This window comes from Microbacterium sp. NPDC089189 (assembly GCF_040685095.1).
GTDB lineage: Bacteria > Actinomycetota > Actinomycetes > Actinomycetales > Microbacteriaceae > Microbacterium.
This window is the reverse complement of the sequence record NZ_JBFBHG010000015.1, coordinates 15,418-38,080: the sequence shown is the minus strand read 5'-3', so window position 1 is coordinate 38,080 and position 22,663 is coordinate 15,418. Positions and strand designations below refer to the sequence as shown.

The 22,663-nt window shown below is 71.6% G+C and carries 25 protein-coding genes; 11 read left to right on the top strand and 14 right to left on the bottom strand.

Annotated features, from left to right (window positions below; translation table 11 throughout):
* The first annotated feature begins 100 nt into the window (after positions 1-100).
* Both AB0N73_RS10160 and AB0N73_RS10155 read left to right on the top strand, forming a co-directional pair.
* Positions 101-3,655, top strand: coding sequence for a TM0106 family RecB-like putative nuclease (locus AB0N73_RS10160; RefSeq protein ID WP_363563003.1), 3,555 nt, complete (start codon positions 101-103; stop codon positions 3,653-3,655).
* Between the two features lie 76 nt (positions 3,656-3,731).
* The gene (locus AB0N73_RS10155; protein WP_363563001.1) at positions 3,732-4,736 is read left to right on the top strand and encodes a magnesium and cobalt transport protein CorA; all 1,005 of its coding nucleotides are present in this window, start codon (positions 3,732-3,734) and stop codon (positions 4,734-4,736) included.
* Positions 4,737-4,746: 10 nt separating this feature from the next.
* On the opposite strand, the gene upp is transcribed toward AB0N73_RS10155, so the two are convergent.
* Positions 4,747-5,379: a uracil phosphoribosyltransferase gene (gene upp / locus AB0N73_RS10150; protein ID WP_363562999.1), complete on the bottom strand. Its 633-nt coding sequence runs from the start codon at positions 5,377-5,379 to the stop codon at positions 4,747-4,749.
* A 116-nt stretch (positions 5,380-5,495) separates the two neighbouring features.
* On the opposite strand from upp, the gene tadA reads away from it, so the two are divergent.
* Positions 5,496-5,927 (top strand): tRNA adenosine(34) deaminase TadA, encoded by a 432-nt coding sequence (gene tadA / locus AB0N73_RS10145; RefSeq protein ID WP_363563121.1) that lies wholly within the window; start codon positions 5,496-5,498, stop codon positions 5,925-5,927.
* A gap of 13 nt (positions 5,928-5,940) precedes the next feature.
* Here tadA and AB0N73_RS10140 read toward each other — a convergent pair whose 3' ends face one another.
* Genes AB0N73_RS10140 through AB0N73_RS10130 form a run of 3 tightly spaced genes read right to left on the bottom strand, consistent with a single transcriptional unit; the run spans position 5,941 to position 8,998 of the window.
* Positions 5,941-6,867 (bottom strand): LLM class F420-dependent oxidoreductase, encoded by a 927-nt coding sequence (locus AB0N73_RS10140; RefSeq protein ID WP_363562997.1) that lies wholly within the window; start codon positions 6,865-6,867, stop codon positions 5,941-5,943.
* Between the two features lie 34 nt (positions 6,868-6,901).
* Entirely contained in the window at positions 6,902-7,861 is a 960-nt protein-coding gene (locus tag AB0N73_RS10135; RefSeq protein WP_363562995.1) for a cation diffusion facilitator family transporter, read from the bottom strand.
* 9 nt (positions 7,862-7,870) lie between these two features.
* The gene (locus AB0N73_RS10130; protein WP_363562993.1) at positions 7,871-8,998 is read right to left on the bottom strand and encodes an alpha/beta fold hydrolase; all 1,128 of its coding nucleotides are present in this window, start codon (positions 8,996-8,998) and stop codon (positions 7,871-7,873) included.
* Positions 8,999-9,085: 87 nt separating this feature from the next.
* On the opposite strand from AB0N73_RS10130, the gene proC reads away from it, so the two are divergent.
* A complete protein-coding gene (gene proC / locus AB0N73_RS10125; protein ID WP_363562991.1) occupies positions 9,086-9,913 on the top strand; it encodes a pyrroline-5-carboxylate reductase in 828 nt (275 codons plus the stop codon).
* Between the two features lie 108 nt (positions 9,914-10,021).
* Here the strand turns inward: proC and AB0N73_RS10120 are convergent, their stop codons facing one another.
* A complete protein-coding gene (locus tag AB0N73_RS10120) occupies positions 10,022-10,960 on the bottom strand; it encodes a helix-turn-helix domain-containing protein (RefSeq protein ID WP_363562989.1) in 939 nt (312 codons plus the stop codon).
* A 116-nt stretch (positions 10,961-11,076) separates the two neighbouring features.
* Between AB0N73_RS10120 and AB0N73_RS10115 the strand changes: the two genes are divergently transcribed.
* Positions 11,077-11,778 (top strand): alpha/beta fold hydrolase, encoded by a 702-nt coding sequence (locus AB0N73_RS10115; protein ID WP_363562987.1) that lies wholly within the window; start codon positions 11,077-11,079, stop codon positions 11,776-11,778.
* A 111-nt stretch (positions 11,779-11,889) separates the two neighbouring features.
* On the opposite strand, the gene AB0N73_RS10110 is transcribed toward AB0N73_RS10115, so the two are convergent.
* Together AB0N73_RS10110 and AB0N73_RS10105 are read right to left on the bottom strand one after the other, a co-directional pair.
* A complete protein-coding gene (locus AB0N73_RS10110) occupies positions 11,890-12,561 on the bottom strand; it encodes a TrkA family potassium uptake protein (protein WP_363562985.1) in 672 nt (223 codons plus the stop codon).
* On the bottom strand, positions 12,554-13,996 hold the full coding sequence (locus AB0N73_RS10105) for a potassium transporter TrkG (protein WP_363562983.1): 1,443 nt from the start codon (positions 13,994-13,996) through the stop codon (positions 12,554-12,556). Before AB0N73_RS10105 ends, AB0N73_RS10110 begins: the two co-directional genes overlap by 8 nt.
* Positions 13,997-14,081: 85 nt before the next feature.
* Here AB0N73_RS10105 and AB0N73_RS10100 point away from each other — a divergent pair, with 85 nt between their 5' ends.
* Positions 14,082-14,486 (top strand): metalloregulator ArsR/SmtB family transcription factor, encoded by a 405-nt coding sequence (locus tag AB0N73_RS10100; protein WP_363562981.1) that lies wholly within the window; start codon positions 14,082-14,084, stop codon positions 14,484-14,486.
* A gap of 7 nt (positions 14,487-14,493) precedes the next feature.
* Here AB0N73_RS10100 and AB0N73_RS10095 read toward each other — a convergent pair whose 3' ends face one another.
* Positions 14,494-14,856, bottom strand: coding sequence for a hypothetical protein (locus AB0N73_RS10095; protein ID WP_363562979.1), 363 nt, complete (start codon positions 14,854-14,856; stop codon positions 14,494-14,496).
* 158 nt (positions 14,857-15,014) lie between these two features.
* Between AB0N73_RS10095 and AB0N73_RS10090 the strand changes: the two genes are divergently transcribed.
* The 5 genes from AB0N73_RS10090 (at position 15,015) to AB0N73_RS10070 (ending at position 16,408) form a co-directional block, all read left to right on the top strand.
* Positions 15,015-15,206 (top strand): helix-turn-helix domain-containing protein, encoded by a 192-nt coding sequence (locus tag AB0N73_RS10090; RefSeq protein ID WP_363562977.1) that lies wholly within the window; start codon positions 15,015-15,017, stop codon positions 15,204-15,206.
* A gap of 83 nt (positions 15,207-15,289) precedes the next feature.
* Positions 15,290-15,388: an AURKAIP1/COX24 domain-containing protein gene (locus AB0N73_RS10085; protein WP_003792170.1), complete on the top strand. Its 99-nt coding sequence runs from the start codon at positions 15,290-15,292 to the stop codon at positions 15,386-15,388.
* Positions 15,389-15,461: 73 nt separating this feature from the next.
* Complete coding sequence (locus tag AB0N73_RS10080; RefSeq protein ID WP_363562975.1) at positions 15,462-15,755, top strand: rhodanese-like domain-containing protein; 294 nt, start codon at positions 15,462-15,464, stop codon at positions 15,753-15,755.
* Positions 15,756-15,824: 69 nt separating this feature from the next.
* Positions 15,825-16,112: a glutaredoxin family protein gene (locus AB0N73_RS10075; RefSeq protein WP_363562973.1), complete on the top strand. Its 288-nt coding sequence runs from the start codon at positions 15,825-15,827 to the stop codon at positions 16,110-16,112.
* The gene (locus AB0N73_RS10070) at positions 16,109-16,408 is read left to right on the top strand and encodes a Dabb family protein (RefSeq protein ID WP_363562971.1); all 300 of its coding nucleotides are present in this window, start codon (positions 16,109-16,111) and stop codon (positions 16,406-16,408) included. The genes AB0N73_RS10075 and AB0N73_RS10070 overlap by 4 nt, the downstream gene beginning before the upstream one ends.
* On the opposite strand, the gene AB0N73_RS10065 is transcribed toward AB0N73_RS10070, so the two are convergent.
* The 6 genes from AB0N73_RS10065 to AB0N73_RS10040 form a co-directional block, all read right to left on the bottom strand.
* A complete protein-coding gene (locus AB0N73_RS10065; protein WP_363562969.1) occupies positions 16,357-17,568 on the bottom strand; it encodes a mechanosensitive ion channel domain-containing protein in 1,212 nt (403 codons plus the stop codon). The genes AB0N73_RS10070 and AB0N73_RS10065 overlap by 52 nt on opposite strands.
* 98 nt (positions 17,569-17,666) lie before the next feature.
* On the bottom strand, positions 17,667-18,773 hold the full coding sequence (locus AB0N73_RS10060; protein ID WP_363562967.1) for an ABC transporter ATP-binding protein: 1,107 nt from the start codon (positions 18,771-18,773) through the stop codon (positions 17,667-17,669).
* Positions 18,770-19,573, bottom strand: coding sequence for an ABC transporter permease subunit (locus AB0N73_RS10055; RefSeq protein ID WP_363562965.1), 804 nt, complete (start codon positions 19,571-19,573; stop codon positions 18,770-18,772). The genes AB0N73_RS10060 and AB0N73_RS10055 overlap by 4 nt, the downstream gene beginning before the upstream one ends.
* Positions 19,570-20,448 carry an ABC transporter permease subunit gene (locus AB0N73_RS10050; RefSeq protein ID WP_363563119.1) on the bottom strand — a complete coding sequence of 293 codons (879 nt, stop codon included), beginning with the start codon at positions 20,446-20,448 and terminating at the stop codon, positions 19,570-19,572. The genes AB0N73_RS10055 and AB0N73_RS10050 overlap by 4 nt, the downstream gene beginning before the upstream one ends.
* 50 nt (positions 20,449-20,498) lie before the next feature.
* Positions 20,499-21,635, bottom strand: coding sequence for an extracellular solute-binding protein (locus AB0N73_RS10045; RefSeq protein WP_363562963.1), 1,137 nt, complete (start codon positions 21,633-21,635; stop codon positions 20,499-20,501).
* 178 nt (positions 21,636-21,813) lie between these two features.
* Positions 21,814-22,644, bottom strand: coding sequence for a tyrosine-protein phosphatase (locus AB0N73_RS10040; RefSeq protein WP_363562961.1), 831 nt, complete (start codon positions 22,642-22,644; stop codon positions 21,814-21,816).
* Positions 22,645-22,663: the final 19 nt, after the last annotated feature.

Sequence of the window (22,663 nt, the reverse complement as noted above, 5' to 3'; positions counted from 1 at the left end):
CTTCCGACGCCTCCACGACGGGGGTTCGGCCGTGATCCCGCGGGCGCGCTGCGGCCGTGTCGGTGCGCGCGGTTAGGGTCGAGGGCGGAGAGAGGATCACATGCGCTACATCGAGGCCACCCCGCTCCGGGCGGCACGCGTCGTCTGGAGCGCCAGCGATCTCAAGGCGGCGGCCGAGTGCGAGTTCGCCTGGCTGCGTCAGCTCGATGCGCGTCTGGGCCGGGTGCCCGCCGTGGCCGACCCGGAAGACCTCATGCTCGAGCGGGCCGCGCGTCTCGGGACGCGTCACGAGATCGCCGTGCTGGAGCGCTATCGCGCGGACCTCGGTGACGCCGTCGTCGAGATCGACGAAACGCGCTCGGCGGACGCTGCCGGCATGACGGCGGCGGTGGCGGCGACGCGGGCCGCACTGTCCGACCCGTCGGCGACCGTCGTCTACCAGGCCGCGTTCCAGACCGACGAGTTCGTGGGTTTCGCGGACTTCCTGGTGCGAGACGACGACGGACGCTGGATCGTGCAGGACACCAAGCTCGCACGCCATGCGCGCGTGACCGCGCTCATGCAGCTTGCGGCATACGTCGATCAGCTCGATGGGCTCGGCGTCCCCCGCGCCGATCGCGTCGAACTGCTGCTCGGCGACGGCACGGTCAGCGCGCACCGTGTCGTCGACCTCCTGCCGGTGTACGCGCACCGGCGTCGTCGCCTGCGCGCGCTCATCGCCGACCGCGACCTCGCGGCCGGCGTCGACGGCGCCCCCCTCGCCTGGGGAGATCCCCGCGGCGCGCTGCAGGTCGTGGCGTGCGGGCGCTGCGCGACGTGCGAGCAGGAGGTCATCGCGCACCGCGATCTGCTGCTGGTCGCCGGCATGCGGCCGGTGCAGCGCGAGCGGCTGCAGCGGGGCGGCATCCGCACGATCGACGACCTGGCGGCGGCTTCCGCGCCGCCCGAGCGCATGAGCGACGAGGTGTTCGCCTCGCTGCGCACCCAGGCCCGGCTGCAGCTCGACAGCCCCGCGGGGGTTCCGGGCGTCGACGGCAGCATCCCCGCCGATGCGCTGCCGACCTACGAGGTCGTCCTGCCGCAGGCGCTGGCGGCGCTTCCCCGGCGCGACGAGGGCGACCTCTTCTTCGACTTCGAGGGCGACCCGCTCTACAGCGAGGGCGCGGGCGGTGCGTGGGGCATCGACTACCTCTTCGGGTGGGTCGACAACCGGCTGCAGTACACCGCGCTGTGGGCGCACACCTTCGCCGACGAGAAGACGACCTTCGAGACCTTCGTCGACCTCGTCGACCTTCGTCGTCGCGCCCACCCCGGCATGCACATCTACCACTACGCGCCCTACGAGACCACGCACCTGCTGGCCATGGCCGCGCGGTACGGCACGCGCGAGGCCGAGATCGACCGGATGCTGCGCGACGGCGTCTTCGTCGACCTCTACCCGGTCGTGCGGCGCGCACTCCGCGTCGGCTCGCGCTCGTACTCGATCAAGAAGCTCGAGCCGCTCTACATGGGCGCCGACCGGCGCACGAGCGAGGTGCAGCGCGGCGACGACTCCATCGTGCGCTACGTCGAGGCGCGCGCGCTGCGCGAGTCCGGCGACGCCGCGGCCGCCGCCCGCATCCTCGACGACCTCGCCGAGTACAACCGCGACGACTGCGTCTCGACGCTGCGTCTGCGCGACTGGCTCGTCGATCGGGCGCGCGAGTCGGGGCTGATGCCCTCGGGCGACCCGCTCGAGGCGTTCGGCGGCTACGAGCCGTCGCTGCGGGCACTCGCCCTGGAACGGTGGGCGGCATCCGAGCGGGACGCCGACGCCCCCAGCTCGGACGACGCGCACGAGCGCGACGCGGTGGCGCTGCGGCTCGCGGCCGCCGCCATCGACTACTACCCGCGCGAGGCGAAGACGTTCTGGGCGTCGCACTACCTGCGGCTGCGCGAGCCCGCGTCGATCTGGGAGGACACGCGCGACGTCGTCGTGGTCGATCCCGGGCGCAGCCGCGTGGTCACCGACTGGCACGCCGGGGAAGGGCGCCGCCGTGCCGTGCGGCGCATCATCGAGCTGCGCGGCGACGCCGCCCCGGGCACCCGGCTGAGCGCGGGCGGACAGCCGTTCCTGCTCTATCCGGTGCCGACGCCGTTCACGACCGACTCGTCGCCGCGGTGGATCCACGCGGCGCGCACCGCCCGCGTGGTCGAGACGCTCGACGACGGCGCGGTCATCGAAGAGCTCGCCGCCGACGGCGAGACCTGGCAGGAGCTGCCCTTCGCCCTCGCTCCCGCGGCTCCGCCCGCAGCCGGCAACCAGCAGGCGTCCATCGACGCCTGGGCCGACACGGTGCTCGAAGCGGCGCCCCGCTTCCCCGCCGACCCCGCGACCGACATCCTGCGCCGGGTGCCTCCGCGCACGCGCGGTGACGGACTCGCGCCCGCCGACGGCAACGACATCGCCGCGATCACGCGCAGCATCCTGGATCTCGACCACAGCTACCTCGCGGTGCAGGGCCCGCCGGGCACGGGCAAGACATACGTCGGATCGCACGTCATCGCCCGCCTGGTGCGCGAGCGCGGGTTCCGGGTCGGCGTCGTGGCGCAGTCCCACGCGGTCATCGAGCACATGCTGGCGCGCATCGTCGACGCCGGTGTGCCGGCCGCGTCGGTCGGCAAGGCGCTGAAGGATCCGTCGGCCGCGGGCAGCGTGCCGTTCACCGTCTTCGAGAAGAACGCGCTGGCGGCCTTCACGCAGGATCGACCCGACGGCTTCGTGGTCGGCGGGACGGCGTGGGACTTCAGCCACCCGGGGCGGGTGCCGCGCGGCAGCCTGGACCTGCTCGTGATCGACGAGGCCGGTCAGTTCTCGCTCGCCTCCACGATCGCGGTCTCGCGGGCGGCGGAGCGGCTGCTGCTGCTCGGCGACCCGCAGCAGCTGCCGCAGGTCAGCCAGGGCACGCACCCCGAGCCCGTCGACACCTCGGCCCTCGGCTGGGTGATGGACGGCGAGGCCGTGCTGCCGCCCACGCACGGCTACTTCCTCTCGCGTTCCTGGCGGATGCATCCCGCGCTCGCCGCGCCCGTCTCCGACCTCTCGTACGACGGCGAGCTCGCCTCGGCGCCGGTGACGGCGCATCGCGTGCTCGACGGGATCGCCCCCGGCGTGCACCCGCGTCCGGTCCCGCACACCGGCAACGCGGTGGTCTCGATCGAGGAGTCCGCCGAGGTCGTGCGGCTGGTCGCCGATCTGCTCGGCCGGTCGTGGGTGGACGTCGACGAGGACGGCGAGGGCGTCCGTCTCCATCCGCCGCGCGCTCTCGTCGAGGCCGACATCATCGTGGTGACGCCCTACAACGGTCAGCAGGTCGAGGTCGAAGAGGCCCTGGCCCGTGCCGGTCACCCGGAGGTCCGGGTGGGGACGGTCGACAAGTTCCAGGGGCAGGAGGCGGTCGTGGCGATCGTCTCGCTCGCCGCATCCTCCGGTCGCGAAGCGCCGCGAGGGCTGGAGTTCCTGCTGCTGCAGAACCGCCTGAACGTCGCCGTTTCGCGCGCGCAGTTCGCCGCGTACGTCGTCTACTCGCCGGGGCTCCTGGACGACCTCCCGCGCACGCCCGAAGGAGTGGCCCGGCTCAGTGCCTTCGCGCGGCTGGTGGGGGAGAGCCGGTGACGCAGGTGCCGGTCATGCCGGTCGGCTAGGCTTCCCGCTCGGATCCCGCGAACGCGCCCGGACGATCGGAAACACCATGGCCCCTCTCATCGACAACGCCATCTACGTCGACGGGCAGCGCGTGCACAGCCCGCGCAACCTTGACGAGACCTTCGAGATCCTCGACGAGTCGGGCGGGCTCGCCTGGATCGGCCTGTATCGCCCCGATGCCGACGAGCTCGCGTCCGTGGCACGGGAGTTCGACCTGCATCCGCTCGCGGTCGAGGACGCGCTCACCGGCCATCAGCGCTCGAAGGTGGAACGGTACGGCGACACGCTCTTCGTCGTGCTGCTCCCCGCGCACTACATCGACGACCGCGAAGAGGTCGAGTTCGGCGAACTGCACATCTTCGTCGGCCCCAACGTCGTCATCACGATCCGTCACGCCGAATCGCCCAACCTCTCGGCGGTGCGCCAGCGCCTCGAATCGCAGCCGGAGCTGCTCTCGCTCGGCTCGGAGGCGGTGCTCTACGCGATCGTCGACCGCGTCGTCGACGAGTACGAGCCCGTCGTGGCCGGTATCGAGAACGACATCGACGAGATCGAGGACCAGCTGTTCGGCGAGAGCGACGACGACGCACTGTCGCGGCGCATCTACGAGCTGTTCGGCGAGGTCATCAGCTTCGGGCGTGCCGTGCAGCCCCTCGGCGGCATGCTGGAGTGGCTGCGCCGCGGGTACGAGAAGTACGACGTCGACCTCGAGGTGCAGCGGAGCCTCCGCGACGTGCAGGACCACACCATCCGCATCGGGGACCGCATCGAGGGGTTCCGCGCGCTGCTCGACAAGGCCCTCACCGTGCACTCAGCGCTCGTCGCACGGCGTCAGACCGAGGCGAGTCTGGCGCAGAACGACGAGATCAAGAAGATCTCGTCGTGGGCGGCGATCATCTTCGCCCCGGGCCTGATCGGCACGATCTACGGCATGAACTTCGACTACATGCCCGAGCTGCACTGGACGTTCGGCTACCCGCTCGCGGTCGCCGCGATGGGCGCGTTCGCCGTCGGGCTCTACGCCATCTTCAAGAAGAAGAAGTGGCTGTGAGCCCCGCGGGTCAGACCGTCCCGTAGAGGCGGTCGCCGGCGTCGCCGAGACCGGGCACGATGTAGCCCTTCTCGTTCAGACGCTCGTCGAGCGCGCCGAGGACCAGCGTCACGTCGCGGTCGCCGATCTGCTTCTCGATCGCGGCGACGCCCTCGGGGGCGCCGAGCAGGCAGATCGCGGTGACGTCCTGCGCACCGCGGCGGAAGAGGAAGTCGATCGCCGCGCCGAGCGAGCCACCCGTGGCGAGCATCGGGTCGAGCACGAAGCACTGGCGGTCGCTCAGATCGTCCGGGAGCCGCTCCGCGTACGTCGCCGGCTGCAGGGTCTTCTCGTCGCGCAGCATGCCGAGGAACCCGACCTCCGCGGTGGGGAGGAGCTTGACCATGCCCTCCAGCATCCCGAGGCCCGCACGCAGGATCGGCACCACGAGCGGACGCGGCTCGCTGATGCGCACCCCCTGGGTGACCGTGACGGGAGTCTCGATCTCGACCGGCTCGACCTGCACATTGCGGGTGGCCTCGTAGGCCAGGAGCGTGACGAGTTCTTCGGTGAGCTGACGGAACACCGGGGATGGGGTGCTCTTGTCGCGCAGCACCGTGAGCTTGTGGGTGATGAGCGGGTGATCGGCGACGTGCAAACGCATGAGACCCAGGCTAGAGCACGTACCGCCGCCTCCCCACCGTGAGAACTCCGACGGTCGGGGACGGCGGCTAGCCTGGGGCGGTGAGCTTGCCGGTGGGACCTTCGGACGACGACGCGATGGTGCGCGCCCTCGTCCTCGCCGAGACGGCGGCCGCGCACGGCGACGTGCCGGTGGGCGCCGTCGTGCTGGATGCGGCGGGCCGTGTCCTCGCGGACGGCGCCAACGAGCGGGAGCTCACCGGCGACCCCACCGCTCACGCCGAGATCGTGGCGCTGCGCCGCGCGGCGGCCGTGGCCGCGTCCTGGCACCTCGAGGACTGCACGCTCGTCGTCACGCTGGAGCCGTGCGTCATGTGCGCCGGCGCCATCCTGCAGGCGCGCATCGGCCGCGTCGTGTTCGGGGCGTGGGACGACAAGGCCGGCGCCGCGGGGTCGATGTACGACGTGCTGCGCGACCGCCGTCTGCCCCACCGCGTCGAGGTGGTCGGCGGGGTGCGCGAGGCGGCCGCATCCGCGCAGCTGCAGTCGTTCTTCGCGTCGCGCCGCTGACGACGCGGGCCGGTCAGCGGGGGAGCTGCGGCAGGGCCTCGCCGAGCAGGGCGAGGTGCTCGAGATCGCGCATGTCCATCAGCTGGAAGTAGACCCGCGTCGCACCGAGCGCCGCGAGCCGCTCGACGCGTTCGGCGACGACCGACACGTCGCCGGTGATGTTGGCCCCGTTGTCGAACGCGGCGGCGTCGGTGCCGATCGCGGCGGCGCGCCGCTCGCGCTCGTCGGCGGTGCGGCCGAGCAGCGTCGGCAGGGCGACCGAGAGCTTCAGCGTCGCGGGGTCGCGGTCGATGGCCTCGGCGGCGGCGCGGACGGTCGCGAACTTCTCGGCCACGACCTCGTCGGGCACGAATCCGATGTTGAACTCGGAGGCGAAGCGCGCCGCGATCGCGGGAGTCCGGCGCGGGCCGCCGCCGCCGACGATGATCGGCACACGGGACTGCACGGGCTTCGGGAGCGCCGGGCTCTCGTCGAGCCGATGATGGGCGCCCTCGAACGAGAAGGTGTCGCCGACGGGGGTCTGCCACAGGCCGGTGAGGATCTCGAGCTGCTCCTCGAGCAGGCCGAAGCGCTTCTCGGGGAAGGGGATGCCGTAGGCATGGTGCTCGCGCTCGAACCATCCGGTGCCGAGCCCGAGCTCGACGCGTCCACCCGACATCGCGTCGACCTGCGCGACCTGCACGGCCAGAACGCCGGGCACGCGATAGGTCACCGACGAGACGAGCGTGCCGAGGCGGATGCGCGAGGTCTCCCGGGCGAGGCCCGCCAGGGTGGTCCAGGCGTCCGTGGGTCCCGGCAGCGGGTCGCCGTCCCCCATCCGCAGGTAGTGGTCCGAGCGGAAGAACCCGGTGAACCCGAGTTCTTCGGCCAGGCGGGCGAAGGCCAGCTGGTCGTCGTAGCTGAATCCCTGCTGAGGTTCGGTGAAGACGCAGTACTCCATGCGCCCAGTCTGCCCGGTCGAGCGGCGGCGCGCGTCAGTCCGAGGACTTCAGGATGATGGCGTCGGTCGGCGGGGCCGGTTCGTCCGGGTGGAAGACGTCCGGTTCGAGGTAGATCACGCGTGCGGCGGGGACGGCCGCGCGGATGCGGCTCTCGATCTCGTCGATGCGTCCCGCGACGACCACGAGCGGACTGTCCCCGTCGAAGCCGAGCTTGGCGGCCACCATGAGCTCGTCGGGGCCGAGGTACAGGGTCTTCATGTGGATGAGGCGGGCTCCGGGCTGCGCCTCGATCGCCGCGAGAATCGCCGCGTGGTCGCCGTCGTTCGCGCCCTCGCCGACGAGCAGGCTCTTCGTCTCGACGCCCAGGGTGATGGCGACGAGGATCAGCAGCGTGCCGATCATGAGCGTGCCGATCGCATCGAACACCACGTTGCCGGTGATCGCCGACAGCCCGACGCCGAGCAGCGCGAACGCGAGCCCGGTGAGGGCGGCGACGTCCTCGAGCAGCACGACGGGAAGCTCCGGCGCCTTGGCGTGACGGATGAACGCCGTCCACGACTCGCCGGGTTTGCGGACGCGGTTCGACTCGCGCACGGCCGTGCGCAGCGAGAAGCTCTCGAGGCCGATGGCGATCACGAGGACCACGATCGGAACCCACACGTTCTCGAGCTCGTGCGGGTGCGTGAGCTTGTCGACACCCTCGTAGATCGAGAACAGCCCGCCGACCGAGAACAGGATGATCGACACGACGAACGCGTAGACGTACCGCTCCCGCCCGTACCCGAACGGGTGGGCGGTGTCGGCGCGGCGCCGGGACCGGCGCCCGCCGAACATGAGCAGCAGCTGGTTCCCCGAGTCGGCGAGCGAGTGGATGCCCTCCGCGAGCATGGACGCCGAGCCCGAGAAGAACCAGGCGACGAATTTCGCCAGGGCGATCCCGAGGTTCGCGAGGAACGCCGCGAGGATGGCGGTGGCGCCGCCGGATGCGCTCACGCCCGCGCCTCAGTCGGCCGAACGCAGGATGATGGCCTCGGTGGGCGGCGCCGGGTTCTGGGCCGCTCCGATGTACCCGATGGCCTCGAGGATGGCGCGGCGGACCACGCTCGGACGCTCGAGATGGGGCGTGTGGCCCACGCCCTCCAGCACGACGTCCTGCACCGTGCCGCCGGACGCGGCGTAGGCGGCGAACGCGTCCGTGAGCTGCGCGATCATCGGCTGCGCGGGGGCGACGTCGGCGCCGGGCCAGTCGGGCGCGATGCCCAGCGCGCCGAGGTGGTTGGGGTCGAGGAACGAGCCGTCGGCGACGATGGCGTCGAGGGATCCCCGCACCCACAGCACGGGCGGCTTCGGATCAAGCGACGCGAGGGCGTCGGCGTCCAGGTAACGGGGTGCGAGCGCGTTCAGCACGCCCGTCGCCCCGGCCGCCGTGCCCGGCCAGTTCGGGCTGCTCACGACCTCGCCGGGGTAGTTGCCCGGGGCGGTCGAGGTGGTCAGCATCGCGTGGATCCACACGTCCTCGTCGGAGGACGTGTACCCCGACGCGACGAACTCGGATCGGAAGACGCTCCGCGGCGATGCCGCGGAATCCGTGCCGCTGTCGCGGTCGTTGAGGCGACGGACGAACTCCGGGTTGGCCGTGGCCGCGCCGCATCCGGCGTCGTCGTCGGTCAGGCGCGTGCCGTCGCGGCGCGTGCCGCCCAGGCCGAACGGCGAGAACGGCGCGAGCAGCGTGAGCGAGAGCGCGGGGCGCAGACGCGCGAGGGCGATGGCCACGGTCGCGCCCAGGTCCCATCCCACGAGGTGCGCGGTCGGCACCTCGAGCGCGTCGAGCGCGGCGGCCACGTCCTCGGCGAAGTCGGCCACGCCGCGGGTCGCGTCGACGGGCAGGCCCTCGGTGCCGCCGAACCCGCGCAGGTCGACGGCGACGACGCGCAGATCGCTCGGCAGGTCCTCCATGAACGGCTGCCAGATCAGCGACGACGAGAGGAGTCCGTGCAGCAGCACGAGCGTGCGCTCGGCGGGTGTGGCCGGGTCGTCGCTGGCTCGTTCGATCACCCGCACCGCGATGCGCGGGGTGTCCAGAGTGCGTGCGACGAGGCCGTCGAACAGGTCGGTGGTCGGTTCGGTCATGAAGATCCTCCGGGCGGGGCGTCCTGCCCCGGCGGTTCCGATGATAGACCTCGCACCTCTCCGCGACCCGACGCCTAGGGTGGAAAAATGACCTCGCTCCCCTCTCTCGCGATCATCGGTGCCGGTTCGATGGGAGGCGCCATCCTCCAGGGCGTGGTCGCCTCGGGCCGGGCCGGCAGCATCCACGTCACCAATCGGTCCCGGGCGAAGGCGGAGCCCCTCGCGGACCTCGCCGGCGTCACGAGCATCGCCCTCGAGGACCACCCCGACGGCAACGCGCAGGCCGTCGCGGCCGCCGATGTCGTGCTGGTGGGGGTCAAGCCCGCCATGGTGCCGGATCTCCTGACCGAGATCGCCCCGCACCTGCGCCCGCACGCGATCGTCGTCAGCCTCGCCGCCGGGGTCACCGTCGCGACCTTCGAGCGGATCCTTGGACCGGAGGCGGTCGTCGTGCGGTCGATGCCCAACACCCCGGCCGTCGTCGGCAAGGCCGTCACGGGCATCGCTCCGGGGACGCGCGCCGATGCGACGGTGCTCGGCACGGTGCGCGCGGTCTTCGAGACCGTCGGCACGGTCGTCGAGGTGCCGGAGTCGCAGATCGACGCGCTGTCGACCATCTCGGGCTCGGGCCCGGCCTATGTGTTCCTGCTGATCGAGGAGCTCACCTCCGCCGCGGTCGGCAAGGGCTTCGCCCCGGATGTGGCGCGCACGATGGCCGAGCAGACCTTCATCGGCGCGGCGGCACTGCTCGACGCGACCGGCGAGGATCCGGCCGAGCTGCGGCGGCGGGTCACGAGCCCCAAGGGCACCACTGAGCGGGCGGTCGCGGTGCTGCAGGAGGCGCACCTCGACCGCGTGTTCGCCGAAGCGACGGATGCGGCCCTGGCCCGCGCGCGGGAGCTCGCCGCCGGCTGACCCCGCGCACCCGCATCCCCGTTCTCGGAGATTCCGTCGTTTCTCGGAGGATTCCGCGTCACGGCTCCGAGAACCGCGCGATTCTCCGAGAAGGCGCGGAGGGGAGGGTCAGCGGTCCGCGCCGGGGCTGCGGCCGAAGCGTGCGCGGTAGGCGCGGTGGAACGTCCCGGTGTCGCCGAAGCCCGTCTCGCGGGCGATCGCGGCGATCGACCGGGATGCGGCCGCCGGCCGGCTGAGCTCGGATCGCGCGAGATCGAGCCGCTCCGCGCGCAGCCAGACCGAGAACGCCTCGCCCTCGCGGGCGAACGCGGCCTGCACGGTGCGCGTCGTGCATCCGAACGCCCGGGCGAGCGCGCCGATGCCGAAGGACGGATCGCGCAGCCGGGTGCGGGCGTAGGCACGGAACGCGTCCGCGCGGGTGGGGGAGGTCGGGGCGAGGTCGGGGCGGCTGACCGCGTCGAGCATCTCGATCACGGTGGTCGTCATCGCCGTCGCCACCTGCGGCATCCCGGTGCGCACCGCCTGCGCCAGCAGACCGACCTGAGCGCCGAGCTGCACGCCGTAGCCCGTCGCGGTGAGCCGGTCGTCGAGCGCGGGCAGGGCCCTCCGGGCGGTCGCGGGCAGCACGTCGCGCGGAATGCGCAACGACACCAGGTCGAGCCGGCGCCGCGGGTCGGCGAAGACATCGAAGGGGACGGCGTTGTCGAGCACCGCGGCCGATCCCGCCGCCACGCTCCACGTCCGTCCGGCCTGCGCGAGTCCCCACGGCTTCGCGCTGTGGTTCACGAAGAGGGCGTCGTCGGCCACGCGCGAGATGGAACGCCGGTCCCGGCGCGCGCTCACCCCCGGGGTCGAGATGACGCCGAGGTCGAGCGCGCCCACGTGCGTCAGCGAGAAGTCGGCGGCGAAGCCGCCGGTGGCGGGACGGGTCGGTCGCACCCCGACGTAGACCTCGGCGATGCCGTCGCAGAAATGGTCGTAGGCCTCGGCGTCCGGCAGGCCGCGCGTCGTGCCGACGACGAAGGGTGCGCCCGGAGTTTCGCGCATCGCCACCTCTTCTCGCCGAGCGCCACTGCTCGGTCCCTCACGTCCTCATATCGTGGGGCGCGCGCCATCCGCGGTCAAGCGGTCACCCGGGCGCAACCGACGAAGGTGAGACAACGATGTCCGTCCGACCCACGATCCTGCTCGTCCACGGCGCCTGGCACGGCTCCTGGTGCTGGGAGCATGTCTCCGACATCCTGCGCGCCGATGGATGGCAGGTGCAGACGATCGATCTGCCGACCGTGCACGCGCCCGACAAGGCGGCGCTGGGCATGCAGGACGACGCGGATGCGGTCGCTGCGGCCGTTGCCCGCATCGAGGGTCCGGTGGTCGTCGTCGCGCATTCCTACGGCGGCGTCCCGACCACCCAGGGGGCGGACCTGCCGCAGGTGCGTCACATCGTGTACGTCGCCGCGTTCGTGCTCGACGAGGGCGAATCGCTGCTCGCGGCCGTGGGCGGCGTCGAGCCGGACTGGTGGCACATCGACGGCGCGCTGGCGACCGCGGGCGACGAGACCCGGCCGCCGAGCGAGCTGTTCTTCGCCGACGCGGCCCCGGACGAGGCGGCCCGGGCGAGCGCGCGCCTCCTGCCGCAGGCGGCGCGCGCGTTCCGCGACGAGGTCGGCGTTGTCGCCTGGCGGGGCCGGCCCACGACCTACGTCGTCACGGAGCAGGACGCCATCTTCCCCGTGCCAGGGCAGGAGGCGCTCGCCGCCCGCGCCGGGTCGGCGGTGCGCCGCCTCGACACGAGCCACTCGCCGTTCCTGTCGCAGCCCGCGGCGCTGGCCACCCTCATCGAAGAGGCCGCCGCATCCGTCTGAGACCCCATCCGGTTCTCGGAGATCCCGTCGGTTCTCGGAGGTTTCCTCGCGGATCCTCCGAGAATCGCGCGTCTCTCCGAGAAGCGGCGGCGGGCCGGGCCGACGGCGGGCTCAGCGGTCGAGCGAGGCGAAGCGTTCGATGTCGCTGTTGGTGCCCGAGACGATGATGAGGTCGTGGTTGGTGACCACGGTGTTGGCCTCGGCGTAGCGGAAGGGTCGGCCGGGGCTCTTCACGCCCACGACGGTGACGTTGTACCGGGTGCGGACGCCCGACTCGTTGAGCCCGACGCCGCGGATGAAGCGGGGCGGATACATCTTGGCCAGCACGAAGTCGTCGTCGAACCGGATGAAGTCGAGCATGCGCCCGCTGACCAGGTGCGCGACGCGCTCGCCCGCCTCGCGCTCCGGGTAGATCACGTGGTTCGCGCCGACGCGGGCCAGGATCTTGCCGTGCGACTGCGACACCGCTTTGGCCCAGATCTGCGGCACCTTGAGGTCGACGAGGTTGGCGGTGATGAGCACCGAGGCCTCGATCGAGGAGCCGACGGCGACGACGGCCACCTGGAAGTCCTGGGCGCCGATCTGCGTCAGCGCCTCGATGGCGCGGGCATCGGCCTGCACCGCGTGCGTGACGCGCTCCGACCACTTCTGCACGAGCTCGAGGTTGTCGTCGATCGCGAGCACCTCGCGGTCGAGGCGGTCGAGCTCGCCGGCGCAGGCGGCGCCGAAACGGCCCAGGCCGATCACGAGCACGGGAGCGTCGGAACGGAGTTTCTCAACCAACGATCGGCCTTTCCACCGGCAATGAGTACAGCTGCGATCGGGACGATGCGGCGACGGCCGCGGCGAGAGTCACTGTACCAACGCGCCCCATGAACATCGTCACCGCGAGGACGTACACCGCGCTGTCGGGAAGCTCGGTCGTGAGGCCCGTCGACAGGCCCACCGTGGCGAACCCCGACACGACCTCGAACAGCACCTCGTCGACGGGCGCCTTGGTGATCTGGGCGATCGTGATCGTCGAGATCGCGACGATGGTGGCACCCCACGCGACGACCGAGAGCGCCACCCGCTGCACGTCGCTCGGGATGCGGCGGCCGAACGCCTGCACCGACGGGCGCCCCTTGGCCTCCGACCAGACCGCGAGGGCCAGCACCGCGAGCGTCGTCACCTTGATGCCGCCGGCGGTGGATGCGGAGCCGCCGCCGACGAACATCAGCATGGCGCCGACCAGGAGCGACGATCCGTGCAGATCGCCGATGTCGATCACCGAGAAGCCGCCCGAGCGCGTCATCGCCGACAGGAACAGCGACTGGAACGTGGTGTCCCACGCATCCATCCCGCCGAAGGTCTTCGGGTTGCCGTACTCGAGGGTGACGAAGACGACCGCGCCCGCGAAGAAGAGGATGACGGTGGTGATGAGGGTGAGCTTGGTGTGCAGCGACCAGCGGCGCACGTGCCACTGGTGACGCCAGAGGGTGAAGATGACGGGGAAGCCGATCGACCCCAGGAACACGCCCACCATCAGCACGCTCATGAACAGGTAGTCGGTGGCGAAGGGGGCCAGCCCGTCGGCGTTCGGCGTGAAGCCGGTGTTCGTGAACGCCATGGCGGCGAAGTACGGCGCCTCCCACAGTGCGGTGAGGGGCGGCACGCCGCCGACCAGCAGCGACGGGTAGAGCAGGATCGCCAGGCCCGCTTCGATGACGAGGGTCGAGAGGGCGACCGTCCGCAGCAGCTGACCGACCTCGCCGAGACGGACGGTCTGCCCCTCGTTGACGGGGCCGCCGTGGATGCGCAGCGGGTTGGTGTCGCCGGCGGCGATGAGCTTGGCCCGCAGGCCCAGACGCTTCGAGATGACCAGGCCCAGGATCGAGGCCAGCGTCAGCACACCCAGCGCGCCGACGTTGACGCCGATGTAGATGATCACCTGGCCCAGCGGCGACCAGTGCGCGCCCATGTTCACCGTCGACAGGCCGGTCACGCAAATGGTCGACACCGCGGTGAAGAGGGCGTCGGCGAGGGGCGTGGCCCGCCCGTCCGCCGCGGCCGCCGGCAGGGAGAGGAGCGCCGTGAACACGAGGATGAGACTCGAGAACACGAGCACCGCGAACCGGGCGGGCGACGACGTGGTGAACGTGCGCAGCGCATCGCGTCCGCGCTGGAGGGATGCGCTGAGACGGCGCCGCGAGGCGGACCTCGCGGAGTCGGACGTCATCCGAGCACCTTTCGGTCAGGCGGGAGGTCTGCGACCGGAACGCGTGTCATGGTACTCCGCCCGGCGCCCGACTAACCTAAAGCGCATGGCGGACATCTTCGGTGTGATCGCGGACGCGACACGACGCGACATCCTGCGTCTCCTCCTCGACCGTTCCGTCGAGGGCGAGGACGGCACGAGCGTGTCGCACATCGTGCACGAGCTCGGTGTCAGCCAGCCCACCGTGTCGAAGCACCTCAAGGTGCTCCGGGAGGCGGAGCTCGTCTCGGTGCGCGAGGAGGGCCAGCACCGCTACTACAGCCTGTCGCGCGCGCCGCTCGACGACGTCGACGCCTGGCTCATGCCGTTCCTCACCGAGGATCAGGATGCCGAGGCGGCCTTCGTGAGCGCTCTGCCCGAGCCCGCGGCGCACGCGGCCGATGTCGTCGGTCGCGCGGCCGCCTCCGTCAACCGCGCCGTCGCCGCCGCGTTCGGCAAGCGCGGACGCTGACCTCCCGTCACGAGTCGTCGTCGGTCGACCCGGAGTCGTCCGACTGATCGTCGGGGCGCGTCGGGAGTGTTCCCTGGTCGGGGCGGACGCCGCCCTGCCCCATCTGCGGTCCGCCACCGGGCATCTCGCCGGGCGTGAAGCCGGCGGGTCCCTGCGACGACGACACCGCCCAGCCGGTGGCGACACCGCCGCCGAATGTGAGCCCCAGGACCAGGACGACCCCGGCGGCGACGCCGCCGATGACGAGCGGGCGTCGGCGCCGCGGGGCGGCGGCGGCTGCCGGCGCGGGCGCGGACGAGGGGGCGGTCAGGGGCACGGCGGGGGCGGCGCCGGTCGTCGTGGGCGGGGTCTGGGGCTGATCGCTGCTCATGACCCCAGCGTGAGCGCCCCGCCGAGGTCGGAGCCCTGAGCGCGCTATGCGCCCCGTCTGTGTCGCGCGGGCCGATCACATCCGTCACAGCGGTTTACACGCGTCGCTCCCACACCCTAGAGTGTGCTCAGCCCAGGGGGGCGCGGGGGAGGTGGGACATGGCCGAACTGCCGGACGTGACGTTTCTGACGGTTGCCGAGGTGGCGCAGATCATGCGTGTGTCGAAGATGACGGTCTACCGTCTCGTCCACTCCGGCGAACTGCCTGCGGTGAGGTTCGGGCGCAGCTATCGGGTGCTCGAATCGGCCGTCACAGAAGCTGTGCAGCGGCCCGCAGCCGACGTCGGCTAGACTTATCCGAGGCATTTTTTTCGATGCCTCGTTCCCGGGCGCAGGCGACCCTGTACCCAGACCGCTGATCTGTGAGGTTTTCCGTGGGTTCTGTCATCAAGAAGCGCCGCAAGCGCATGGCGAAGAAGAAGCACCGCAAGCTGCTTCGTAAGACTCGCCACCAGCGCCGCAACAAGAAGTAAACGCGGCATCGACACCAAGCGCCTGTCCTGAAGGACGGGCGCTTCGTGTCTGTGGGCGGTCTAGCCTGGACGCATGAAGTCGATCAGCGTGCAGCAGTTGCGAGAGCGTCAGGACGTCCCCCTCATCGACGTCCGCGAGGTCGAGGAGTTCGCCGCGGGGCACGTCCCCGGCGCCGTGAACCTCCCGATGTCGACGATCGGCGAGCAGCTCGACACCCTCCCCGAGGGACCGTTCGATGTGATCTGCCAGGTCGGCGGTCGCTCGGCGCGCGTCGTGCAGGCGCTCGAGGCGCGGGGCCACGACGCCACGAACGTCGACGGCGGCACCGGGGCGTGGGCCGAGGCCGGCTTCCCCCTCGAGCGCTGACGCCCACCGGGCGCCGGACCCTCCGTCATGCTCGCCCTCGGTGTCGGAGGCCGTGCCTAGGATGAGAATGTGACCACCCTCACGCTCATCGGCAAAGACGGCTGCCACCTGTGCGATGTCGCTCGCGGCGTCATCGAGCACGTGCTGGCCGATCTTCCCGAGGCCATCGCCGACACCGTGACCGTCGACGAGAAGTCGATCCACGATGATCCGGCGCTCCATGCGGCGTGGTGGGAGAAGATCCCGGTCATCCTCATCGACGGCGAGCCGCATGCGCACTGGCGTGTGAATCCCGACCGCCTGCGCACCGCGGTGCTCGAATCCACCGACGCCCGTACCCGAGGAGCCCTGCGATGACCCTCCGCCACATCGTCACGTGGAAGCTGGCGTCCGAATCCGCCGAGGAACGCGCTGAGCAGGCCGCGCGGATCACCCGTGAGCTACGGGGCCTCGTCGGGGTCGTGCCGACGATTCAGACCCTCTCGGTCGGCGCCGACGTCGTGGGCGGCGGCAACTGGGACCTCGCGCTGGTGGCCGACTTCGCCGACGCGGATGCCCTCGACGCCTACCAGACGCATCCCGCGCACCAGGCGATCGTCGGTTACGTGCGCTCGGTCGTGTCGAGCCGCTCCGCCGTCGACTTCGAGCTCTGACCCTCCGCCGCGTCATCCGCTGAGATGACGGGGATCGCCTGCGTGAACGTGCTGGCGCGGGCCTCGGCCTCTGCGCTGCCGGTGAACAGGCCCACCGCGTCGGTGGGGGTCGGCTCGTGCACGGTGCGCGGCTCGGCGTCCGTCATGAGAAGGCGCTGCACGGGGAGCGCCGAGGGCATCGCCGACTGCACCCACGACACCATCGCCTCGCGGACGAGGCAGCGCAGGTCGAAGAGGGTCGGCGCGTCTCGTGCCGTGACCAGGATGCGGACGCGCACGAGCCCGCCCGTAGCCTCGGTCACCTGCAGGACGCTCGCGCGGCCGTCCCAGAGATCGGTGCCGGCGAGCACCTCCTCGAGGTGCTCGCGCATGCGGCCGGGTGACACCCGCCAGTCGAGGTCGAGCTCCACCGATCCCAGCAGCTCCGAACCCTGTCGCGTCCAGTTCTGGAACGGCGTCGTCGTGAAGTACGTGCACGGCAGCACGAGACGACGGTCGTCCCACAGGTCGAGCACGACGTAGCTCAGGGTGATCTCGCCCACCCGGCCCCACTCGCCCTCGACCACGACGACGTCGTCGACCCGCAGTGCATCGCTGAAGGCCAGCTGCACGCCGGCGAAGATGTTTGCGAGAACCGACTGCGCGGCGAGGCCCGCGACGATCGAGGCGACACCGGCGGAGGCCAGGACGCTGGCGCCGATGGTCTGCACGGCCGGGAAGGTGAGCAGGATGGCGCCGAGCGCGATGATCACGATGAGGGCGATCGCCAGCCTGCGGACGATCAGCGTCTGCGTGCGGATGCGGCGCGCCACGCGGTTGTCGGGCACGTCGATCCGGTAGCGACCGAGCGTGAGATCCGTCAGGAAGGTGACCAGCGCCCCGAGGAGCCAGGCCGCGGCCAGGATCAGCAGGATCCGGAACACCTGGTCGAACACCGGCATGGCGTCCCGGTCGGGGAAGGCGAGGGTGACGGCCGACCAGAGGGCGACGACGAGCACCAGCGCGCGGAACGGGCGGCGCGCCCGGCGCACGAGATCTCGCGGCCAGGCCTTCCGGCGCGCGGCGAGCCGGGTCGCGAGCATCACGACGACGGTGACGGCGACCGCGGCGACGATGGCGATCGCCAGCGTGATCGCGAACTGCAACCAGGGGTCGAGCATGGGCCTCCTCGGGTCGGGCTCCCCACGCTAACGGCCCCGCCCCCGCGTGCGTGCCGGGTCGACACGTGCGCGGGGGCGGGGTACGTTGCCGCCTCGGGTCAGCTCAGAGGGCGCGTGCTGACCGGTTCCGCATCCAATACGAGACGCACGGCGTCGCCGTACTCGACGCGTTCGCCGGCGCCGTGCTGCACGTTCAGCAGGGTGCCGTCGGCGGTGCGGACGACCGAGCGGCGGAAGCTCCCGAGGAAGGTGCTCTCCTGCACGACGGCGTCCACGCCCGGCTGATCGGCCGCGACGAGCCGCACGTTCTCGGGTCGGATGAACACCTCGACCTCACCGGTCTCGGCGGGCCCCTGCAGCGGCAGGCGGTGCCCCCAGACCTCGACCGCGTCGCCCGAGACGGTGCCGCGGACGATGCTCGACACGCCCACGAAGGCCGCGACGGTGGCGGAGGCGGGACGCAGGTACAGCTCCTCGGGTGAGCCGATCTGCTCGATGCGTCCGGCGTCCATCACCGCGATCCGGTCGGAGACGGCCAGGGCCTCCTCCTGGTCGTGGGTGACGAAGACGGTGGTGATGCCCAGGCGGAGCTGGATGCGGCGGATCTCGTCGCGCAGCTGCACGCGCACCTTCGCGTCGAGCGCGGAGAGCGGCTCGTCGAGCAGCAGCACGCGGGGCTCGGTCACCAGGGCGCGTGCGAGGGCGACGCGCTGCTGCTGACCGCCGGAGAGCTGATGCGGGAACCGGTCGGCGAGGTGCCCGAGCCCGACGAGCTCGAGGGCGTCGCCCGCGCGTCGCGCCGCCTCGGCCTTGCCGACGCCTCGGCGGCGCAGCCCGAACGCCGTGTTCTCGAGGACCCGCAGGTGCGGGAAGAGCGAGTACGACTGGAACACCATCCCGATGTCGCGCTTGTTGGTCGGCACGCGCGAGACGTCGCTCCCGCCCAGCAGCACCTGACCGCCGGTGGAGCGCTCGAGGCCCGCGAGCACGCGGAGGGCGGTGGTCTTGCCGCATCCGGACGGCCCCAGCAGCGAGACGAACTCCCCGGGGGCGACGTCGAGGTCGACGCCGTGGAGGACGCGGGTGGTGCCGTAGTCCTTCACGACGCCGCGGAACTCGACGCGCGTGCCGGAGCCCGCCTCGGCGAGCAGGAGGTTGTCGGAGGTCTGCGGCAGCGTGCGCAGCGGGGTGTCGGCGGTGGTCATGAGGTCTTCCTTCCGGCGCCGACGCGTCCCGCGCGGCCGATGATGAGCAGCAGCACGAACGCGAAGGCGAGCGCGAGCAGGGTGAAGATGGCGGCCGCATACGCGTCCTGACGGTTGATCACGACGAGAGCCGTCTGCAGCACCTGGCGGTTCAGGAGCGACGCGATCGTGAACTCGCCCAGCACCACGGCGACCGAGATCAGGGCGCCCGCGAGCAGTCCCTGTCGGAGGTTCGGCACGATCACCCGCAGCAGGACCGTGAACCATCCGGCGCCGAGCGTGCGCGCCGCCTCGGAGAGGGTCTTCAGATCGATCGCGTCGATCGACGCCTGGATCGAGCGGTACGTGAAGGGCAGCACGAGGATGCCGTACGCGAACGCGAGCGTCCAGGCGCCGGTCCCGAATGTGCGCCCGATCTGCAGGTAGATCGGAGCGAGGCCGACCACCAGCACGATGGCCGGGATGGAGATCGGCAGCAGGGCCAGGAACTCGAAGCCGCGGCGCAGCCTCGGGAACTTCAGCGCCACGAGCACCATCGTGGGGGTGAACAGGAGCAGCACGAGCGCCACCGTGACCGCCGCGAGCGCGAGCGAGTTGCCGAGACCCGTCCAGATGGGGGCGTACTTCGCGGCGTTCGCGGGGTCGAAGAGCGCGACCCAGCGATCGAACGTGTATCCCTCGGATCCCGCGGGCGTCGAGAGGGTGAAGATCAGGGTGGCGCCGAACGGGATCGCGAACAGCAGGCCGACGAGGATCCCGATGACCCAGCGGACGACGGGGGAGGGGGCGAGGCCGTTCATGCCTGCCACCGCGCAGCCCGCTTCTGGATGAGCGCGTAGACCCACATCACGACGGCGACCACGACGATCATCCCGAAAGCCAGCGCGCCGGCCAGGTTCTCGCGACCGAGCAGCGTCTCGCTCGTCAGCGCCGTACGGATCTGGAGGGGCACGATCTGCGAGCCCTGGCTGGCGAGGGCGGCCGCCGTCGCGTACGAGGAGAACGCGTTGGCGAACAGCAGCAGGAGGCTCGCGAGGAACGACGGGGCGAGCACGGGGAACCCGACGTGCCGCCAGAAGTTCATGCGCGTGCCGCCCAGCGTGAGGTGGGCTTCGGCCCACTGGGGCTTGAGGGCCGCGAGGGCGGGCATGAAGGTGATGACCATGAGGGGGACCTGGAACAGGAAGTAGGCGGGGATGAGGCCGGGCAGTGAGTAGATCCACGCGCCGTCGGCGTAGGGGTCGAACCCCAGCGCGTTCTTGAGGAAGAGGGTCACGACCCCCTGCGTGCCGATGGCGGCGACGATCGTGAACGCCAGCATGACGCCGCCGAACTGTGCGAGCACGCCGGATGCGGCGTCGACCGTGGTGCGCACGAATCCGGTCTCGGGCAGCCCGAGCATCGCGTAGCAGACGAAGGCGCCGACCACGGCGCCGAGCGCCGCGGTGACCACGGACACCCAGGTGGAGTTCCAGAACGTCGCGAGGATCACCGGGTCGCCGAGCGCTGCGATGTTGTCGAACGTGAGGTCGCCGTCGAAGAGTCCCGAGCCGAGCGCGAGGACCGTCGGCAGCACCAGGAACAGGACGACGTAGACGCCGAAGGGGAGCAGACCCGCCCAGGACCAGTCGACACGGGCGACGCCCCGCCGCGCCGGAGCCGAAGGCTCCGACACGACGGGGCGCGCCACGTGGTCCTGGTCGGGACCGGTGAGGACCGTCTGGGTCACTGGACCGCCGCGGCCCAGCCGGCACCGAGGAGGGTGCCCGCGGCCGTGCTCTGCGCCTCGGTGGGCACGACCGTCTCCTCCGGCGATGCGGGGAGCGCGGCGGCGAGGGCCTCGTCGAGCGTGCCGGCCTCGAGCATCGCGTCCATGCGGGCGGGACGCGCCCCGCCCTTCAGCCACAGGTTCTGCACCTCGTCGCTGTAGAGGAACTCCTGCCACAGACGTGCCGCCGCGGGGTGCGGGGCGTCGATGTTGATGGCCTGGTTGTAGTAGCCGGCGTAGCCCGTGCCGGGGAACACCACGACCTCCCAGTTGGGGTTCGACTCGGTGTGCGAGGCGTTCAGGTAGTCCCAGTCGAAGACGACGGGCGTCTCGCCGGTCGCGACGGTGGCGCTGGTCACGTCGAGCTTGAGCATGTTGCCCGCGGCGTTCAGCTCCGAGAAGAAGTCGATGCCGGGCTGGAAGTCGTCGAGCGTGCCGCCCGACTGCACCGTGGCCAGACCCACCGCGGCGAAGGCGGCACCGGCCTGCGTCGGGTCGCCGTTGATGGCCACCGCGCCGCGGTACTGATCGCCCAGGAGGTCGTCGAGCGTGGTGGGGGCGTCGAAGCGCGAGCTGTCGAATCCGACCGACATGTATCCGCCGTAGTCGCCGACGTACAGGCCCGTGGCCTCCTTGAGCGCGTCGGGGATGTCGTCCCAGGTCTCGACCTTGTACGGCGCGAACGACTCGGTGTTCTGCAGGGCGACGGTCAGGCCCAGGTCGAACACGTCGGGCGCGGTGTCGAGGCCCTTGTTGGTCTCGGCGGCCTGGATCTCCTCGGCGCTCGAGATGTCGGGGGACTGCTCCTCGATCGAGATCTCGGGGTAGCGCTCGGCGAACAGGTCGAGGATCTCGCCGTAGTTCGCCCAGTCACGCGGCAGGGCGATGACGTTGAGCTTGCCCTCGGCCTTCGCGGCGGCCTCCAGGTCGGCGAAGGTGCCGAAGTCGGCGACGCTCGTGGCGGTCGCTGCGTCGGTGCCACCCTCGGGGGTGGCCTCGGCGGCACCGGAGCAGCCGGCGAGCGTGACGGCGGCGATGGCGGCCAGGGCGATGCCCGCGGCCATGCGGCCGCGGCGCGGGGAAACGATGGTCATGCGTGTTCCTCTCGGGTGAGTCGATGCATCCGGGCACGCGGGCGTGCCGTGGAGTATCGGGACGAGAGGACGCTAGATGCGCCGGGTGGCCGACGTTCTCGGGTCGGGTGAACAGCCGGTGAGCGACCGGTGAGCACTCGGGATGCCGCCGGCGGAACGCCGCGCGACGGGCATCGTCTCAGGCGGTCAGACGCGCCCGGAGCGCCGCCAGCTCGAGGTCGCCGAACCCGCCCGAGGCGAGGTAGGCGGCCGAGCCGCCGCGGTCGTCGAGCCAGGCGAGCGCCTGTTCGATGGCGGCGGGCGGGGTGCCGCCGATGAGCTCGGCGAGGCCGGGGGTCACCTCGACGCCGAGACCCTGCACCATCCCCGTCATGCGGGCCAGCCACGGCCCGCGCAGATTCTCCTCCGACGAGGCGTAGTCGGCGACGATGGCGGAGCGCTCGACGCCCACGGCATCCAACAGCACGGCCGCGCAGACGCCCGTGCGGTCCTTGCCCGCCGTGCAGTGGAAGAGCACCGCATCCGCTCCCGCGCCGGGGGATGCGGCATCCTCCGCCCCGGAGACGACCAGGCGCGCGACGCGGGCGAACGACGCCGCCCCGTGCTCGAGCATCGAGACGTACAGCTCGCCGAGCGTTGGGAGGTTCGCCATCGCCGCTTCGGCGGCGCGCCCGGCGGCCGTGTGATCGCCGAGGACGCGAGCCTTCAGCGCCTCCTCGACCAGGTGCGACATGGCGCCCTCGAGCAGCGGCAGGTGGAGGTCGGCGATGTGCCGGCCGTGCGGCAGGCGGTCGCGTGCGGTGTCGCGCTCGGCCGCCGTGCGGAAGTCCACGACCACCCCGATGGGCAGATCGGCGAAGATCGCCTCTCCCTCGGGCGTCAGCGCGTGAAGGGCATCCGAGCGGTACAGCACCCCCGCCGCCGTCTCGCCGCCCGCGGTGAGCGGCAGGCCGCCCAGATCGCGGAAGTTGTAGGTCCCCGGTACGTCGATCTTCCCCCGTGTCGTCACGGGGTCAGCGTACCGGGGC

What these genes read in the sequence shown, in the direction of transcription:
- AB0N73_RS10070 (WP_363562971.1), top strand. Translation starts at nt 16,109, where the DNA reads ATGACCCTCCGCCACATCGTCACGTGGAAGCTGGCGTCCGAATCCGCC.
- AB0N73_RS10065 (WP_363562969.1), bottom strand. Translation starts at nt 17,568, where the DNA reads ATGCTCGACCCCTGGTTGCAGTTCGCGATCACGCTGGCGATCGCCATC.
- AB0N73_RS10140 (WP_363562997.1), bottom strand. Translation starts at nt 6,867, where the DNA reads ATGGAGTACTGCGTCTTCACCGAACCTCAGCAGGGATTCAGCTACGAC.
- AB0N73_RS10160 (WP_363563003.1), top strand. Translation starts at nt 101, where the DNA reads ATGCGCTACATCGAGGCCACCCCGCTCCGGGCGGCACGCGTCGTCTGG.
- AB0N73_RS10155 (WP_363563001.1), top strand. Translation starts at nt 3,732, where the DNA reads ATGGCCCCTCTCATCGACAACGCCATCTACGTCGACGGGCAGCGCGTG.
- upp (WP_363562999.1), bottom strand. Translation starts at nt 5,379, where the DNA reads ATGCGTTTGCACGTCGCCGATCACCCGCTCATCACCCACAAGCTCACG.
- AB0N73_RS10090 (WP_363562977.1), top strand. Translation starts at nt 15,015, where the DNA reads ATGGCCGAACTGCCGGACGTGACGTTTCTGACGGTTGCCGAGGTGGCG.
- AB0N73_RS10115 (WP_363562987.1), top strand. Translation starts at nt 11,077, where the DNA reads ATGTCCGTCCGACCCACGATCCTGCTCGTCCACGGCGCCTGGCACGGC.
- tadA (WP_363563121.1), top strand. Translation starts at nt 5,496, where the DNA reads ATGGTGCGCGCCCTCGTCCTCGCCGAGACGGCGGCCGCGCACGGCGAC.
- AB0N73_RS10105 (WP_363562983.1), bottom strand. Translation starts at nt 13,996, where the DNA reads ATGACGTCCGACTCCGCGAGGTCCGCCTCGCGGCGCCGTCTCAGCGCA.
- AB0N73_RS10080 (WP_363562975.1), top strand. Translation starts at nt 15,462, where the DNA reads ATGAAGTCGATCAGCGTGCAGCAGTTGCGAGAGCGTCAGGACGTCCCC.
- AB0N73_RS10045 (WP_363562963.1), bottom strand. Translation starts at nt 21,635, where the DNA reads ATGACCATCGTTTCCCCGCGCCGCGGCCGCATGGCCGCGGGCATCGCC.
- AB0N73_RS10120 (WP_363562989.1), bottom strand. Translation starts at nt 10,960, where the DNA reads ATGCGCGAAACTCCGGGCGCACCCTTCGTCGTCGGCACGACGCGCGGC.
- proC (WP_363562991.1), top strand. Translation starts at nt 9,086, where the DNA reads ATGACCTCGCTCCCCTCTCTCGCGATCATCGGTGCCGGTTCGATGGGA.
- AB0N73_RS10055 (WP_363562965.1), bottom strand. Translation starts at nt 19,573, where the DNA reads ATGAACGGCCTCGCCCCCTCCCCCGTCGTCCGCTGGGTCATCGGGATC.
- AB0N73_RS10100 (WP_363562981.1), top strand. Translation starts at nt 14,082, where the DNA reads ATGGCGGACATCTTCGGTGTGATCGCGGACGCGACACGACGCGACATC.
- AB0N73_RS10130 (WP_363562993.1), bottom strand. Translation starts at nt 8,998, where the DNA reads ATGACCGAACCGACCACCGACCTGTTCGACGGCCTCGTCGCACGCACT.
- AB0N73_RS10095 (WP_363562979.1), bottom strand. Translation starts at nt 14,856, where the DNA reads ATGAGCAGCGATCAGCCCCAGACCCCGCCCACGACGACCGGCGCCGCC.
- AB0N73_RS10060 (WP_363562967.1), bottom strand. Translation starts at nt 18,773, where the DNA reads ATGACCACCGCCGACACCCCGCTGCGCACGCTGCCGCAGACCTCCGAC.